The sequence below is a fragment of the Jatrophihabitans fulvus genome, assembly GCF_054781375.1.
In genome coordinates this window covers 305,251-321,266 of record NZ_BAAGUN010000006.1, presented here as the reverse complement: position 1 = coordinate 321,266, position 16,016 = coordinate 305,251, and the positions used below count along the sequence as shown (strand labels likewise).

Below are 16,016 nucleotides of genomic sequence, written 5' to 3'. Positions count from 1 at the left end.
GGTTCAGTTAACTAATATACCCATCTCGCGAGGTTGCCCTCCATGCCTGAAGCCGTCATCGTCAGCGCGGTCCGCACCGCGATCGGCACGTCGTTCAAGGGCTCGCTCACCGAGACGTTGCCGGAGGAACTCACCCGGGTCGTGCTCGAGGAGTCGTTGCGCCGCTCGGGCCTGGCCGCCGAGGCGGTGGACGACGTGATCGTGGCCGAGGCCATCTACGGCGGCACGGACGTCGCGCGCCACGCCGCGGTCGAGGCGGGTCTTGCCCACGTGCCCGGCGCGGCCGTCAACCGCCACTGCGCGGGGAGCCTGACCTCGGTCGAGTTCGCGGCCGGTTCGATCCGCGCGGGCATGGACCGCGCCGTGATCGCCGGCGGTGTGCATTCCTACTCGTTGAACCCGGTGATGAAGCAGCGGGTGCCCGGCACCACCGACGAGTGGAACGAGGCCTGGCAGGCCCCCTCGCACCCCGACTCGCCGGACGCGCCCAACCGCGACATGAGCATCACCGTCGGCTGGAACACGGCGGTCGAGGCGGGGTTGACCCGGCAGGACATGGACGCGTGGGCGCTGCGCTCGCACCAGCGGGCGACGGCGGCCATCGACGAGGGTCGCTTCGTCGACGAGATCGTCCCGCTGCGCGGGGTGCTGCGCCGGGACGGCAGCCGCGCGGACTTCGCGGTGGACGAGCACCCGCGGCGTGACACGTCCATGGAGCGGCTCGCCGGCCTCAAGGTGCTGCACCCGGAGATCGAGGGTTTCTCGATCACGGCGGGAAACGCCAGCGGCATGAACGATGCCGCTGCCGCCGTCACGGTGGTGTCCGACGAACTCGCGGCGGCCGAGGGACTGACCCGGCTGGCCACCGTGCACGCCTGGGCGAACATCGGCGCCGAACCCCGTCGCAACGGAATGGCCGTCATCCCCGCGATCGAGAAGCTCCTCGGACGAGCGGGGCGGCGTGTCTCCGATGTCGCGCTCTGGGAGATCAACGAGGCGTTCGCATCGGTGCCGGTCGCGACCGTCCGGGCGCTCGGCATCGACGAGGACCGCGTCAACACCAGCGGCAGCGGGTGCAGTCTGGGCCATCCGATCGCCGCCTCCGGTGCCCGCATGCTCACCACGATGATCCACGAACTGCGCCGCAACGGTGGCGGTCTCGGTGTCGCGGCGATGTGCGCGGCCGGGGGCATGGCGGGTGCGATGCTCGTGGAGGTCTGATGCTGACCACCCGATTCACGAGAGAGTTCGGCATCGACCACCCGGTGATCTGCGGTGGCATGACCGCGGTGGGGACACCGGAACTCATCGGCGCCGTGGCCGACGCCGGCGCGCTGGGGTTCCTGACCGCGCTGACAGCCGGTTCGCCGTCGCGTCTGGCGGAGGAGATCGAGCGGACGCGGTCGATGACGGACCGGCCGTTCGGAGTCAATCTGACGATCCTGCCGACCATCGAGCCGGTGCCCTATGACGAGTACCGCACCGCCATCATCGACTCGGGCATCAAGATCGTCGAGACCGCCGGCAGCGACCCCAGCCCGCACCTGCCGTCCTTCCACGCCGCCGGGGTCAAGGTGGTGCACAAGTGCGTGGCCGTGCGCCACGCGGTGTCGGCCCAGCGCAAGGGCGTCGACGCCATCAGCATCGACGGCTTCGAGTGCGCGGGTCACCCGGGCGAGGACGACATCCCCGGGCTCGTCCTCATCCCGGCGGCGGCCGACGCCGTCGACCTGCCGCTCGTCGCCAGCGGAGGATTCGCCGACGGTCGTGGGCTGGCCGCCGCCCTCGCGCTCGGCGCCGATGCCGTGAACATGGGAACCCGGTTCATGGCGACCGTCGAGGCGCCGATCCACGAGAACGTCAAGCAGCGCCTCGTCCAGGCGAGCGAACGCGACACCGATCTCGTGTACCGCAGTTTCCACAACACTGCCCGGGTCGCCCGCAATGCGGTGTCCCAGGAGATCCTCGAGATCTCGGCGCGACCGGACGCGCAGTTCTCGGACATTGCCCACCTCGCGTCCGGGGCGCGCGGGCGCACGTCCGTGTACGCCGAGGGCGACGTCGACGGCGGGGTGTGGACCGCCGGCATGTCGCAGGGGCTGATCCGCGACGTGCCCACCGTGCGCACGCTGGTCGAACGCATCGTCGGCGAGGCCGAGGACATCGTGCGACACCGCCTCCTCGGCAGTGTCGTCGGCAGCGCGGTCGGCGGATGACCGGGGAACCGACCGGCGCCGTGCCCGGAGCCCGCAACGGCCGAGGTGTGCACTACCTCGACGATCTGCACGCCGGCCAACGCTTCGTCACCGCGTCGCGGACCATCACCGAGGCGGACGTCGTGGCCTTCGCCGGCCTGTCCGGCGACTTCAACCAGATCCACACCGACGTCGAGTTCGCGAAGCAGAGCGTCTACGGCCAACGGGTGGTGTACGGGTTGCTCGGCCTGTCCATCGCCACGGGTCTGCTCGATCGCCTCGGCATCTTCTCGGGCAGCGCCATGGCGATGCTGGGCATCGACAACTGGACCTTCACCGCCCCCGTCTTCATCGGCGACACCGTCCGCCTGCAGGTGGAGATCCTCGAAGTACGTCCGTCGCGCTCCAAGCCCGACCGCGGCGTCGTCGAACGACGCTTCGACCTGCTCAACCAGCGTGACGAGCTGTGCCAGACCGGACGCATCGACGTGCTCGTCCGCCGCGAACCGCGGGCGTGACCGGCGTGCCCCCGGGTCAGGCGCTCTCGACGACGGCCGAGCGACTGAGCGCCGCCCGGAAGCCCGCGGTGAACACGTGCGCCGATCCGGTCCGACGGTCGCGGACAGCCACCGTCGCATCGGACAGTGCGACGCAGCGACCGTCCTGGAAGAGTGCGGACAGGTACTCGTAGCTCGACCGGCCGATGGCGCCGATCCCGATCCCGACCTCGACGCGGCCGGGATACCGCAGGGGTTCCAGCAGGTCGAAGCTCACTCGCGCGAGCACGAAACCCGTGGCCGCGTCCTGCGCGTCTGGATGGTCGACGGCACGGCGAAGCAGGTAGCGCGCCTCCTCGAACAGGCGCGCGATCGCCTGCGGTCCGACCAGCCCACTCGGGTGGTCGACATCGGAGTTGCGTAGCTCGACCGTACGGCGCCTCGGGTAGTCGGCCGCGCTCGTCCGTCCGGGACGCGGCTCGGAGGGACCGACCGGCCTCACTCGATGCTGAAGCGTTGCAGCTCTGCCTGCACGACGCCCTCGAGGTCGTCGGCCGGCGGGGCGGGGAGGGTGACCTGGCCGCCGTCGCGGCTGGGCAGGATCACCGTGGCTGTGGCCGGCGAGGTGACTTCGCCCCGCTGGTTGGTGCAGGCGAGCTCGAGGTCGACGACGTGGTGCACCCCGTCGATCCGCTTGTCGACGACCTTCCCGGTCACCCAGGTCGTGTCGCCGATGTAGTTGAACTTGCGGTGCTCGCAGCGCAGCGTCCACAACCAGGCGTCGTCGCCCATCCAGTCGGTGATCGCGTGCGTGAGCCAGATCTCGCGCATCGCGCCGTAGTCGTACGACGTGACCAGGCCGAGTTCTTGCGCACGCTCCGGCTCCCAGTGCAGCCGTTGCACGGTGTCCGGGATGTTGAGGTGGTTCGGCGGATAGAGCCCGGGCGCCTTCTTGCGCGTGCGGTACGAGATCCCGAACGCGCCGGGTGGGGTCAGCTGCATTCCCCAGCCGATGTGCCACACCACCACGTCCGTGGTCGTGAGCGGTCCTTTGACCCGCGGCTGCAGGACGTTCCCGGGGGCGACGTCCTCCCAGTACCGAGGGGTCGCGCCACGACGCGTCTCGGCCTCGTAGCACGCGTCGATCTCGGCCAGTTGCTCCGGCGTGTAGGGCTCGGGGCCGACCTTCGGGCCACGCTCGCCCCTGGCCTTGGTCGCCGATCTCTCGGCATTGATCCACGTCCCGCGACGGATGGCGACCGGATCGCCGTCGCCGTTCGCGTAGAGGAAGTCGCGTGTCAGGTGGGCGGTGCGGCCCCCGAAGCGGCTCGGCTTCTCCTGCACCCCGACCTCGGTCAGCAGCATCTTGCAGGTGTCGCCGAGGGCGAACGGCCGGAAGAACTCGAACTCCATGACGGCCTGGTAGGAGCCGAGGCCGGCGAACGGATCACCCTTCAGCAGGGCCTTCGTCTCGGCATCCGGGGTGGGTGCCGCGTCTTCGCCCATCGTGTAGCAGAACCCGGGAGGTGCGATCAGCGTGCCCCAGCGGGTGCCGGCGGCGTAGTCGGGGTCGCAGTAGAGCGGATTGTCATCGCCGTACCCGTTGGCGAAGTGACGTGTGTTGTCGCGGCTGACCTGGAGGTTGTGGCACTTGCGCACGAGTGGCTGCGGCACGCCGAGGCGTCGACGGGCCCGGGCGAAGGCTTCGTCGGTGAGCCGGCCGAAGCCGTTCGCGGACGTCTCTGCGGCTGCCGGCACCTCGGCCACGGGGGCGGGGGACGGGAGGGTCCCTGCCGAGTCGTCGCCGGTGGCGAGATCGGTCACCAGCTCACCTCCTGTGCCGTCGCGGCCTCCGAACGGCCCGGGAGCGCCGTTCGCCTAATTCGGTAACTGTTTTAGTTTAGTTGAAGATGGGCGATGCCGATAGGCGATCACCCCGCGACTCGCTCGAAGACCGCGGCCATGCCCTGGCCGCCCCCGATGCACATCGTCTCCAAGCCGTAACGGCCCTGTCGGCGGCCGAGTTCGTGGAGCATCGTGGTCATGATGCGGAGGCCGGTGGCCCCGACCGGGTGACCGAGCGAGATGCCCGAGCCGTTGACGTTGAACCGGCTCTGGTCGTGCCAGCCCCATCCCTTGAGCACGGCGAGCACCTGCGTGGCGAACGCCTCGTTCAGTTCGACGAGGTCCATGTCGTCGAAGGTCAACCCGGTGCGGGCGAACAACTTGGCGACGGCGGGCACGGGGCCGATGCCCATCGTGGCCGGGTGACAGCCGACGGCCGCCCAGCCGACGAGATGCGCCAGCGGCTCGAGGCCGAGGGACTCGGCGACCTCGTCGGCCACCACCAGACAGGCGGCCGCCGCGTCGTTCTGCTGGCTGGCATTGCCCGCGGTGACCGTCCCTCCGGGGACGAGGGTGCGCAGCCTCGCCAGGGTGTCCGGTGTGGTGTCGGGACGCACGCCCTCGTCGCGATCGAACACGACCGGATCGCCCCTCCGCTGCGGAACCTGAACGGGGACGATCTCGTCGGCGAACGCTCCGCGCTCCCAGGCATCTGCGGCGCGACGTTGGCTTCCGGCGGCGTACACGTCCGCCTGCTCGCGGGTGATGCCGTACTCGGTGCCGAGGTTCTCGGCGGTTTCGATCATCCCGGAGATGACGCCGAAGCGGGACTCCGGCTGCGAACGCAGACGACCGCGGTCGAGGCGGTCGTGCACGGTGAGGCCACCGCTGCGCGTTCCCCACCGCGCTGCCTGCGTGTACAGCTCGACATTGCTCATGCTCTCGACCCCGCCGGCGACGACGACGTCCGCGACGCCTGTCTGCACCTGCATGGCGGCGGTGACGACCGCCTGCAGCCCGCTGCCGCAGCGACGGTCGAGTTGCATACCAGGGACCTCGAGGGGCAGATCGGCGTTCAGGGCGGCCCAGCGCCCGATGCAGGGCGCCTCGGAATTGGCGTACGACTGCGCAAAGACGACGTCGTCGATCTTCGCCGGGTCGATCCCGCTTCGGTCGACGAGCTCCCGGAGCACCGTGGTCGCGAGGTCCTCCGCCGCGACCGTCCGCAGCGACCCGCCGAAGGTGCCGACCGCCGTACGCACCGGGCTGACGATGACCGCTCTTCTCATCTGCGGGCTCCTGTCGAGGGCGACGAAGAGTGGCGCAGGCGAGAATCCGGCCACTCAGTTAGCTGATTGGCAGAGTAGCCGGTGGTGCAAGAAGATCGGCCGGCCGTCGAGGGCCGGTGCCGTGGCGGTCAGTTGAAGAGGTCGACGATGCGCTTGTTCTTCATGTCCTCGCCGAGGAGCGTGGTCGCCGCGGTCTGCATGTGCTTGAGCCAGTGCTTGTGGGCCGCCTCGCGGTCTCCCTCGGCGACGAACTTCGCGAGCTTGCGGAAGGAGAGCAGCACCCGACGAAAGCGTTCGGGCCGGTTGTTCTCGGCGAACTTCTCCGGCACCGTCGCCGCGTAGTGGGTGGCGACGACCTCCTGCAACAGGCACCCCTGCAGTGCCAGCGTCTTGTTGCCGCTTCCCTTCAGGACCAGCTCGTGGAAGCGATAGGTGGTACGCGACCAGGAGTGCGGCTCGGGCACGCCGTTCTCGCCCTGCGCGATGAGGGCCGCGACCTCGTCGCAGCACTCGTTCAGTTCGGCCAGGTCCGAGCCGTTCTTGCGCGCCGCCATCATGCTGGCGCAGATGGGCTCCAATGCCGTGCGTGCCTCGTAGACGTCGGCGATCGTCGCGCCTTCGAGTTGGAGCAACAGGCCCACATATCGCGCGCCGACGCTGATGTCCGGCGCGAGCACCAGCGCGCCGCCGCCCACGCCGCGTCGCACGCTGATCAGGGACTCGGTCTCCAGGATGCGGTAGGCCTCACGCAGTGTCGGGCGCGAGACGCCGAGCTGCACCATCAGCTCGCTCTCCGTGGGGAGGGTCATCCCCGGCTCCAACTCGCGTCGCACGATCTGGCCGCGAATCTGCGCGGCGATCAGTTCCGCGGTCTTGGGAGCTCTGATCTGTCGCCCCACTGTCGTACGGCCAGCACCTGGCATGTGCCCTCCTGCGTCGCCGGTTGAGTGACCCAGAGTACACATAGTTATCTGTTTTCTCGGTCGTCGCGGGCCATCTACCCCTGGCGGATCGGGCGGCCTTCCGCGCAACGGTCGACGGACGATGCCGGCGACCGCGCCTACGCGGCCGTGATCCGGTAACGATCGAGCTGATCACGCTCGACGGCGGAGAGAGGTTGAGACGCCGTGCGCGCGTCGTTGCGGCGCGCCATGGTCGCCCACATCAGGGCAGCGCAGGCACCGTCCTGGAAAAGGCCCGCGACGTTCTCGAACGACGTCCTGCCGTGGCCGCTCGTCCCGATGCCGACCGAGACCACGCCCGGGTACGACACCTCCCGCAGGTAGTGCACCTCGAGCCTGGCGAGCACGAGGGACGTGAAGGCGCCGGGTTCCTCGCTCGCCGTCGTGCGGTGCAGCGAGACGCGGGCCTCCTCGAACAGCCGGGTGATCGCCACGTTGTTCACGTGCCGCTGCACGTCCATGTCCGAGTACATGAGATCCATGACGCGGACGTGCGGGTAGGTGTCCAGCAGCAGCAGACGGGGGTCGTGTCTCATGTCGCGATCGTCGCAGTCGGCCTACGTCCCGGCGCGGGTTCGCCTGCGGCGGCGACCTCGGCGATGACCTCGCGCGCGTACCTCTCCAGGGCGTCGGTCGCGTCGGCGAGACCGCCCGTGGGCGTGTCGATGACGAACTGGGTGACGCCGACGTCGGCGAGCCGGGCGAGATGGTCGAGGTGTTCGTCCAGACGCCCGCCCGCGGCGAGCACCCCCGTGGCTGCTGACTCGACCTGGATCTCCAGAATCGCGGGGTCACGCCCCGCGTCGGCCGTACGGTGGTGCAGGTCGGCGATCGCGGCCGCCAGCTCGTCGACGGTCCCCAGCGCCGGCGTGCGGGTGGTGGCGGCCTGCCAGGGGGCGTACTGCACCGGACACCATCCGGCTCCGACGGTCGCGGCGCGCTGTCGCGCCCGAGCTGAATTGCCGGCGATCCACAGGGGTACCGAGCGCACCGCCATGGGTAGTTGGGTCTGTCCGATCGCGGTGAAGTGACGGCCTTCGTAGGCGATGGACCGCTCGCGCCACGCCCGCTGCATCACGTCCACGGCCTCGTCGAACAGGTCGTTGCGGTCGTCGAAGTCGACCCCGAGCGCTGCGAACTCCGACCGCAGGTATCCCACGGCGGCGGCGAGCACGACGCGGCCGCCCGACACGCGATCCAACGTGGCCACCTGCTTGGCGCCCAGGAACGGATTGCGGTACGGCAGCACCATCGCGTAGGGAATGAGGCGCAGGCGCGTGGTGACCGCTGCGCAGAACCCGAGGGCGGTCATTGCGTCGAGGGTGTCGTGGCCGCCGCCGTCGAGCCACTTCTGCGAAGGTGCCGGATGTTCGGTGAAGGCGACCGCGTCGTACCCGAGCCGCTCCGCGGTCCGGACGAAGGTCGAGATGGCCGCCGGCTCGAGCAGTTCCTCGGCGTACCCGGCCCCGGCACGCTCGGGCGCGGGGTGGATGGGGTACTGCACCGTGAATCGCATGCGAGGACATTATCCGATTCAGGTAACTGATTAGGCCTAGTCGTACTAGCGTTTCGCGATGACGCGACCTATCGTGAGGTCACCAGAGCACCGATCCAGGAGGCGTTCCGTGCCGCTGCAGGACGACATGCAGATCATCTCGACCGACGACCACGTCGTGGAGCACCCGAACGTCTGGCAGGACCGGTTGCCGGAAGCCATGAAGGAGCGGGGCCCCAAGATCGTCGAGGACGACAAGGGCCACCACGTCTGGCAGTACGACGGCGACATCTACCCCCAGATCGGCCTGAATGCCGTCGCCGGCAAGGACCCGAAGGACTACGGCATGGAGCCGGTCCGCTACGACGACATGATCCCCGGCTGCTACGACCCGGGCGAGCGCGTCAAGGACATGGACCTGGACGGGGTCCAGGCCGCGCTCAGCTTCCCGTCGTTCCCCGGCTTCTCCGGCGGCGTGTTCCAGCGCGCCAAGGACAAGGACCTGGCCCTCGAGTGCGTCAAGGCGTGGAACGACTTCCAGGTCGACGAATGGTGCGCCGCGGCCCCGGACCGCCTGATCCCGCTCGGCCTGCTGCCGACGTGGGACCCGGTCCTGGCCGCCCGGGAGGTCGAGCGTCTGGCGGCGCGTGGGACCAAGGCGATCAGCTTCCCCGACGGACCGGTGCCTCTCGGCCTTCCCTCCTTCCACCACCCGACCCACTGGGAACCGCTGTGGGAGGCCTTCGCGGCGACCGGGCTGCCGATCTGCCTGCACTTCGGGTCCGGCAGCTACGTCCCGGGCTTCTCGTTCCTGCCCGGGGTCGAGGACCCTCACGCGCCCTTCGCGGTGGCGATCTCGGTGTTCGCCTCGAACTCGTGGTGGACCACCGCCGACCTGCTGTTCTCCGGTGTCCTCCAGCGGCACCCCGATCTGAAATTCGTGCTCTCCGAGGGCGGCATCGGGTGGGTGCCCTACCTGCTCGAGCGCATCGACTACACCTGGGAGCGCCACCGCTGGTACCAGGACATCGACAAGACCACCCGCCCGTCCGACCTGTTCAAGAAGCACTTCTGGGGGTGTTTCATCGACGACTTCCACGGCATCAAGAACCGGTACGAGATGGGTGTCGAGAACATCCTGATCGAGGTCGACTACCCGCACTCGGACTCGAACTGGCCGAACAGCCGCAAGCGCATCGCCGAGAACCTGATCGACGTCCCCGACGACGAGTGCCGGCTGATCGTGGAGACGAACGCGCGCGAACTGTTCAAGTTCGGTTTGTGACGGCGCGACAAGCCCCGCGCGGAGGGGTCCGCCCTCGATGGACCTGACCGAGGATCCGGGCAGCCCGCCGACGAGTGCCCCGTCGTTGACCCGCCTGCTCGAACTGGACGACATCGATCGCGACATCTACCGGTCGACGGAGCTGTGGGACGACCCCGAGGGGTTGTACGGCGGCCAGGTGATGGCGCAGGCCCTGCGTGCGGCTTCGCTGACCGTACGTGCCGAGTACCTCCCGCACTCGCTCCACGCGTACTTCGTCCGGCCGGGCAACCCGCTCGAACCGGTCGTGTACCGAGTGCAACGGGATCGGGACGGCCGCTCGTACGCGGCACGCCGTGTGGTGGCGCTGCAGTTCGGCAAGACGCTGTTCTCGATGTCGTGCTCGTTCCACGTGCCGGAGGACGGTCCCGACTCCCAGGCGGAGCCGGCGCCTCCGGCACCCGATCCCGACGCGCCCGGCACAGGACGGCTGCGGACCCGGGCCGTCGGCGTCGAGTTCCGGGATGCCGATCAGGGTTCGGATCTGCCGACGCCGGCGCGAGTCTGGGTGCGGCCGGCCGCTCCGGGCATCGCCGACGACCCGCACCTGTTCGGATGCTTCGTCACCTACGTGTCCGACATGTGCACGGGGTTGTTCCGCATCGCGCCCTTCGACTGGAACGTGCGACTGACCAGCATCGATCACGCACTGTGGCTCTACCGGCCCGCCCGGCCGGATTGGCTGCTGATGGATCTGGCCGGCGAGTCGGTGGGTCGCGGTCGCGGCCTCTACCGGGGTCGGATCTTCGACCGCGACGGGACGCTCGTCGCCGGTCTGGCGCAGGAATCGCTGTTCCGGCGCCTGCCGCAGGGTCGCCGTCACACGATCGTCCGGGTTCCGGAGCGCTCGTGACACCGGACGAGTTGATGGCGCGGGCGCGAGCCGTGCACGAGACCCGGCTCGCGCCCGATGACGTCCTGCTGACCGGTCGCTCCGTCGTCGTCACCGCGGGTGGCGGGGGGATCGGGCTGGGCATCGCGCTGGCGGCCGCCCGTTTCGGGGCGGACGTGGCCGTGCTCGACGTCGACGAGGATCGGTGCCGCGCCGCGGAACGGGCCCTCCTCGCCCACGGTCACCGCGTCCTGGCCGTGCCGTGCGACGTGCTCGACACCGATGCGCTGCGCGATGCGATCGGGCAGGTGGACGACACCTTCGGTCGGCTCGACGTGCTGGTCAACAATGCCGGAGGGGTGCGTGGCGGCTCGTTCCTCACCCAGCCGGAGCGCAGTATGCGCAAGCACATCGACATGAACCTGGTCTCGATGCTGGTCGCCTCCCAGGAGGCCGCGAACCTGATGATCGCCCGCGGCCACGGCGGATCGATCCTCAACGTGAGCAGCATCGAGGGCATGCGTGCCGCGCCCTCGTACGCGGTCTATGCGGCGTGCAAGGCCGGGATGCTCAACTTCACCAGGACGCTCGCGCTCGAGGTCGCCGAACACGGCATCCGCGTCAACGCGATCGCGCCCGACCACACCATCTCGCCGGGCATGCGCGGGAATCCGACCGGCCCGCTGACACCGGACGACTGGGCCGACACCGACGAGAGCTGGGGTTTGCTCGTGCCGCTCGGCCGGGAGGGCCTCGTGGACGAGTGCGCCGGGGTCGCCATCTGGCTCTGCTCGCCCATGGCTTCCTACGTCACCGGGGTGACGGTGAACGTCGACGGCGGCACCTGGGCCTCGAGCGGGTGGCTGCGCGACGGCCGGGGCGGTTGGACGCTCAACCCGAACGGCTCCGAGGTGCTGCTCTGACGTGATCGGCCGGCGGCGTCACCGCGCTCAGACCGTGGCGTTCGCGCCCTGGGTGATGCGGGCGACGGCCTCGCGGCGGACGAGCTTCCCGGTCTCGGTGCGCGGCAGCTCGTCCCAGATGAGCACGCGATCGGGCGTCTTCGACCCGCGCAGGTGTGCTCGAACGTGCTCACGCAGGGACAGGCCGTCCGCGGTGGAGCCGCTGCGCAGCACCACGGCGGCCTCGATGTGCTGACCCCACTCGGGGTCGGGGACGCCGACCACGACCGCGTCGACCACGTCGGGGTGGGCGAGCAGGCTCGCCTCGATCTCGGCGGGCGCGATGTTCTCGCCGCCTCGGATGATCGTGTCGTCGGCACGGCCGCGGATGAACAGGTAACCGTCCGCGTCGAGGTGGCCGATGTCGCGGGTGTCGAACCAGCCGCCGGCGTCCAGCACCGAGCCCGATCCGGTGTACTCGCCCGAGACCTGCTCGCCGCGCACCCAGATGCGTCCGGCCTCGCCCTGCTCGAGCACCGCGCCGCTCTCGTCGCGGATCTGCAGCTCGATCGATGGCACGACCCTGCCCGCGGACGACAGGCGAGCCCGGATCGCCGGCTCGTCGCTGGCGAGGGCCGCGCGGTGGTCCTCCGGCCCCAGCACCGCCACGGTGGAACTGGTCTCGGTGAGCCCGTAGGCGTTCACGAAGTCGACGTGCGGCCAGTGGCGCAGGGCGCGCTCGATCACGGGGAGGGGCATGGCCGCGCCGCCGTAGGCCAGCGTCCGCAGCGAGGGCACGTGGAGCTCGACGCTGTCGTCGGACATGATCCGCGCGAGCATCGTCGGCACGACCAGCGCGTTGGTGATCCGCTCGGTGCGTGCGGTCTCGAGCCAGTCGGCGGCGCTGAACTGGTCCAGCACGACGGTTCGCCGTCCTGCGTACAGGTTCGTGACCGCGTTGGCGACGGCAGCGATGTGGTACGGGGGGACGCTGATGAGGGCGGCCTCGTCAGGCTCGGCGGACGCGAACTCCACCGATCCGAAGACGTAGGAGAGCAGGTTCGAGTGCCGGATGACCACGCCCTTGGGCGTCGAGGTCGTGCCGCTGGTGTAGATGATCACGGCCGCGTCGGACTGCGCATCCGGCAGCGCGTCGTCGTCGGCGTCGTCGCCGAGGTCGTCGGTGACGGACAGCCACTCCTCCGGGGTGACGGACGGCGTGCCCAGCGTCCGCGCCCGGTCGGCCTGCGCGGGGTCGACGATGGCGAGCGCGTCGGGATGACGCCCGAGCAGTTCGGCGAGTTGCTCGTCGCCGAGCCGGTAGTTCAGCGGTACCAGCGGGATGCCCGCCCGGGCGGCAGCGAACATGGCGACGGGGAAGGCCGGGCCGTTGACCGCGAGGTACACCAGAGCGCTCGCTCCGGCCCGGTGCAGGTGCCGCGCCCCGCCGACGGAGCGGCGGTGAAGCCCTTCCGCCGTGATGCCGGACGCGCGGGTCCCGAGCAGCACGCGGTCGCCCAGACCGTCACGCGTCATGTCCAGCAGGAGCGAGAGATTCATCCGGGCGCCTGTTCAGTCCGAGGCCGGCAGAGGCTTGGCGGACTTCACCACGAGGATCTCGCCGTCGATCGCCAACGAGCTCGTGCCGCCCTTCGTGCACAGCAACTCGACGCTTGCCGCCGAGTTCTCGTAGCGCTTGCCGAGCAGGGCGCCGTCGGCGAACCCGGGCGCGGCAGCCTGCAGCGGCTGCTCGGCCGCGGACTTGGCGTCGACCATGGGCACGCCGCCGCAGGTGATCTCGACGTCCTCGCCGGAGGCGCGGACCACGATCACCTTGGTGGTGTCGGTGACGCTGGCAAGGGCCTGGCCGACTGTCATGCGCACGGGGACTCCTTCGTTGTGAAACGGATCCTAGAACAGTTTAATCAGTTATCCGAAAGGCATAGGTCCGGGTGGATCCGGCGGCCGACCAGTTATCTTACTAAGATAGATATTGAGTGGGAAGGTGGAGGCGGTTGAGCGTCGGGTCGGTGGTGATCGCCGGAGCGTCCGTGGCGGGTCTGCGCGTCGCCGAACAGCTGCGCGAGGGGGGCTTCGCCGGTTCGGTCACGCTCGTGGGAGCGGAACCCCACCTGCCCTACGACCGTCCGCCGCTGTCGAAACAGGTGCTGTGGGGTTCGCGCGCCGGCCAGGACCTCGCGTTCCGCAGCCGCGAGGAACTGGCCGCTCTGGACATCGGTGTCCACGTCGGCGTCGCCGCCACCGGGTGGGACGGCTCGGCGCTCACGCTCGCCGACGGGACCGCGCTCACGGCTGATCGGCTCGTGATCGCCACCGGCGTCTCGCCCCGCCGCTTGCCGTCCCAGCCCGATCATCCGGCGATCGGCGTGCTGCGCACCGTGGACGATGCCGAGTGGCTCGTGGCGCGCCTGGCCTCCGGGGGCACCGTCGCCGTCGTGGGTGGCGGTTTCGTCGGGGCCGAGGTCGCGTCGGCCGCGCGGCGGCTCGGCTGCCGCACGTTGATGTTCGAGGCCACTGCCCGACCGCTCGAGCGGGCGCTGGGCGCCGGCGCCGCCGCGCTCGTCGGCGCGGCGATCGCCGAGGCCGGCGTCGAGTTCCGCGGCAACGTCTCGGTGTCGGATCTCGTCCCGGACGGCGACGCCGTGATCGTCGAGCTGACGGGAGGCGAGTCCGTGCGCGTCGACACCGTCGTCGTCGGCATCGGCAGCACGCCGGCGTCGGGCTGGCTCGGTTTCGACGGCTCCGGCGGCATCCCGTGCGACGGTCGCGGCCGCGTGGTGGGTCTCGGCAACGCGTACGCGATCGGCGACGTGGCGGCGTGGCCCGACCCCTTCACGGGCGAGCCGCGCCGCACGGAGCACTGGACGAACGCCGGCACACATGCGGCGGCGGTGGCGGCCGACATTCTCGGGCGCGAACCCCTGCCCGCCGAGCCCGACTACTTCTGGACCGACCAGTTCGGTCTCAAGGTCCAGATCATCGGACGGCCCGACCGCGCGGACCGGACGGTCGTCCTGCGGCCGGTCGGCGGAGGGGTGAAGAAGAGCGTGGTGCTGTACCTCCGCCAAGGGAGGCTGACCGGGTGCGGGCTCGTCTCCGCGGCAAGGCACCTCGCCACCGCCACGGCGTTGGTGCGCGACGGCGCCGACGAGCAGACCGCGCGCGATGCGATCGGGCCGGCCGCCTGATGCCCGTGGTCGCGCTCGAGCGCGCCCTGCGCGACGCCGCGGCGCGCGACCCGGATCGGCCCGCGATCACCGACGCGGGCCGGACCTTCAGCCGTGCCGACGTCGACCTGCTCGTCGACCGCGGGGCGCGCCGACTGCTCGGTGACGGCGTGGCGCACGGTGACCTGGTCGCACTGAGCGGCACCAACTCCGCCGAGTTGCTGATGGCGGTGTTCGCGATCTGGCGGGTCGGGGCGGTGCCGGTACCGCTCCACCCGCGCAAGGGCCGCGACGAACTCGTCGACCTGGTGCTCACCTCGGCAGCGAAGGTGGCCATCGGGTTCCCTGCTGACCACGCCGAGGCCTGGCCCGGCGTCGCGACGCCGACCCTGGCGGAGCTGTTCGACGGTGACGACGTGACGCCGGTCCCCGAGGCCCCGGTCGCACCCCGCCTCCGGATCGGTTCGAGCGGCGGGTCCACCGGGCCGTCGAAGCTCATCTCTGTGGACGTCCCCGCGATCACGAACCCGGCCCGGCCGTGGCACTACGGCCTGCGCGCCGACGGTGTCCATGTCGTCCCGCTCGAGGTGTGCGACGGCACCGGGTTCGTCGCCACGACAGTGGCCCTCGCGATCGGCTGTCATCAGGTGCTCATGCGCGAGTTCGACGCCACGGAGCTGCTCCGGTTGGTCGCCGAGCACCGTGTCGACTGGATCGCCGCCACCCACCCCGTGCTCGTCGCGCTCGCCAAACTGCCTGCGTCCGCGCGGAGGCGTCATGACGTCAGCAGCCTCCGCTGCGTCACGCAGTACTCCGGCGCCATCCCGGTCTGGGCCAAGCGGGAGTTGATCGACTGGCTCGGACCGGAGCGGCTGGCCGAGAGTTACGGCGCCACCGACGCGCGCGGCAGCTGCTGGATCGACGGCGTCGAATGGCTGGCCCACCCCGGCTCGGTCGGACGGGCGGCACCGGGTTGCGAGATCGCCGTTTTCGACGAGACGGGACGTCGCCTCCCACCCGGGGAGGTCGGTCTCGTGTACCTGCGTGACCTCACCGGTCGGCGCAACTTCCACTACCTGAACGCCGAGGTCACGACGCTCGACGGCGGCTGGGAGACGTTCGGCGACCTGGGTCGGCTCGAGGACGACGGCTACCTCTACCTCGTCGATCGGGTCAAGGACATGATCCACACCGCGGACGGGCCCGTCGCACCGTTGCCGATCGAGGGCGCGCTCGAGCGTCACCGCAACGTGCGCTCGGCCGTGGTCATCGGCCTGCCCGGCCCGGACGGTGATCGTGTGCACGCCCTGGTGGACACCGCCGGCCATGAGGTGTCCGACGACGAGCTGCGCACGATGCTGCACGACCTGTTCCCCGAGGTGCGGGTGCCCGACACGTGGGAGCACGTGGACCTTCCGCTGCGCGACATGGCCGGTAAGGCCCAGCGGCTCCGGCTCAGGGCTTCCCGGCTCTGATCGAGCCCAGGG

Annotated in this window: 16 protein-coding genes; 8 read left to right on the top strand and 8 right to left on the bottom strand. The window is 70.3% G+C overall.

Annotated features, from left to right (window positions below; genetic code table 11):
• Positions 1–42 precede the first annotated feature (42 nt).
• Genes ACYVP9_RS19440 through ACYVP9_RS19430 form a run of 3 tightly spaced genes read left to right on the top strand, consistent with a single transcriptional unit; the run spans position 43 to position 2,713 of the window.
• Entirely contained in the window at positions 43–1,221 is a 1,179-nt protein-coding gene (locus ACYVP9_RS19440) for a thiolase family protein (protein ID WP_460606592.1), read from the top strand.
• Entirely contained in the window at positions 1,221–2,216 is a 996-nt protein-coding gene (locus ACYVP9_RS19435) for an NAD(P)H-dependent flavin oxidoreductase (protein WP_460606591.1), read from the top strand. Before ACYVP9_RS19440 ends, ACYVP9_RS19435 begins: the two co-directional genes overlap by 1 nt.
• Positions 2,213–2,713 (top strand): hotdog family protein, encoded by a 501-nt coding sequence (locus ACYVP9_RS19430; RefSeq protein ID WP_460606590.1) that lies wholly within the window; start codon positions 2,213–2,215, stop codon positions 2,711–2,713. The genes ACYVP9_RS19435 and ACYVP9_RS19430 overlap by 4 nt, the downstream gene beginning before the upstream one ends.
• A 16-nt stretch (positions 2,714–2,729) precedes the next feature.
• Here the strand turns inward: ACYVP9_RS19430 and ACYVP9_RS19425 are convergent, their stop codons facing one another.
• The 6 genes from ACYVP9_RS19425 to ACYVP9_RS19400 form a co-directional block, all read right to left on the bottom strand.
• Positions 2,730–3,194: an acyl-CoA thioesterase gene (locus ACYVP9_RS19425; protein WP_460606589.1), complete on the bottom strand. Its 465-nt coding sequence runs from the start codon at positions 3,192–3,194 to the stop codon at positions 2,730–2,732.
• Complete coding sequence (locus tag ACYVP9_RS19420) at positions 3,191–4,450, bottom strand: FAS1-like dehydratase domain-containing protein (RefSeq protein ID WP_460606621.1); 1,260 nt, start codon at positions 4,448–4,450, stop codon at positions 3,191–3,193. The genes ACYVP9_RS19425 and ACYVP9_RS19420 overlap by 4 nt, the downstream gene beginning before the upstream one ends.
• Positions 4,451–4,623: 173 nt before the next feature.
• The gene (locus ACYVP9_RS19415; RefSeq protein WP_460606588.1) at positions 4,624–5,826 is read right to left on the bottom strand and encodes an acetyl-CoA C-acetyltransferase; all 1,203 of its coding nucleotides are present in this window, start codon (positions 5,824–5,826) and stop codon (positions 4,624–4,626) included.
• Between the two features lie 128 nt (positions 5,827–5,954).
• On the bottom strand, positions 5,955–6,725 hold the full coding sequence (locus ACYVP9_RS19410; RefSeq protein WP_460606587.1) for a FadR/GntR family transcriptional regulator: 771 nt from the start codon (positions 6,723–6,725) through the stop codon (positions 5,955–5,957).
• Positions 6,726–6,886: 161 nt separating this feature from the next.
• Positions 6,887–7,324 (bottom strand): acyl-CoA thioesterase, encoded by a 438-nt coding sequence (locus ACYVP9_RS19405; protein WP_460606586.1) that lies wholly within the window; start codon positions 7,322–7,324, stop codon positions 6,887–6,889.
• On the bottom strand, positions 7,321–8,304 hold the full coding sequence (locus ACYVP9_RS19400) for an LLM class F420-dependent oxidoreductase (protein ID WP_460606585.1): 984 nt from the start codon (positions 8,302–8,304) through the stop codon (positions 7,321–7,323). Before ACYVP9_RS19400 ends, ACYVP9_RS19405 begins: the two co-directional genes overlap by 4 nt.
• A 109-nt stretch (positions 8,305–8,413) precedes the next feature.
• Here ACYVP9_RS19400 and ACYVP9_RS19395 point away from each other — a divergent pair, with 109 nt between their 5' ends.
• From ACYVP9_RS19395 to ACYVP9_RS19385, 3 genes are read left to right on the top strand one after another with little or no spacing between them, the layout of a single operon-like run.
• Positions 8,414–9,568, top strand: a complete 1,155-nt coding sequence (locus tag ACYVP9_RS19395; protein ID WP_460606584.1) for an amidohydrolase family protein — start codon at positions 8,414–8,416, stop codon at positions 9,566–9,568.
• A 37-nt stretch (positions 9,569–9,605) separates the two neighbouring features.
• Positions 9,606–10,460 carry an acyl-CoA thioesterase gene (locus ACYVP9_RS19390; RefSeq protein WP_460606583.1) on the top strand — a complete coding sequence of 285 codons (855 nt, stop codon included), beginning with the start codon at positions 9,606–9,608 and terminating at the stop codon, positions 10,458–10,460.
• Positions 10,457–11,362 carry an SDR family NAD(P)-dependent oxidoreductase gene (locus ACYVP9_RS19385; RefSeq protein WP_460606582.1) on the top strand — a complete coding sequence of 302 codons (906 nt, stop codon included), beginning with the start codon at positions 10,457–10,459 and terminating at the stop codon, positions 11,360–11,362. The genes ACYVP9_RS19390 and ACYVP9_RS19385 overlap by 4 nt, the downstream gene beginning before the upstream one ends.
• Before the next feature lie 27 nt (positions 11,363–11,389).
• On the opposite strand, the gene ACYVP9_RS19380 is transcribed toward ACYVP9_RS19385, so the two are convergent.
• Positions 11,390–12,901 carry a class I adenylate-forming enzyme family protein gene (locus ACYVP9_RS19380; RefSeq protein WP_460606581.1) on the bottom strand — a complete coding sequence of 504 codons (1,512 nt, stop codon included), beginning with the start codon at positions 12,899–12,901 and terminating at the stop codon, positions 11,390–11,392.
• Between the two features lie 12 nt (positions 12,902–12,913).
• Entirely contained in the window at positions 12,914–13,219 is a 306-nt protein-coding gene (locus tag ACYVP9_RS19375; RefSeq protein WP_460606620.1) for a hypothetical protein, read from the bottom strand.
• Positions 13,220–13,356: 137 nt separating this feature from the next.
• Here ACYVP9_RS19375 and ACYVP9_RS19370 point away from each other — a divergent pair, with 137 nt between their 5' ends.
• Positions 13,357–14,550, top strand: coding sequence for an NAD(P)/FAD-dependent oxidoreductase (locus ACYVP9_RS19370; RefSeq protein WP_460606580.1), 1,194 nt, complete (start codon positions 13,357–13,359; stop codon positions 14,548–14,550).
• On the top strand, positions 14,550–16,004 hold the full coding sequence (locus tag ACYVP9_RS19365) for an acyl-CoA synthetase family protein (protein ID WP_460606579.1): 1,455 nt from the start codon (positions 14,550–14,552) through the stop codon (positions 16,002–16,004). Before ACYVP9_RS19370 ends, ACYVP9_RS19365 begins: the two co-directional genes overlap by 1 nt.
• Positions 16,005–16,016: the final 12 nt, after the last annotated feature.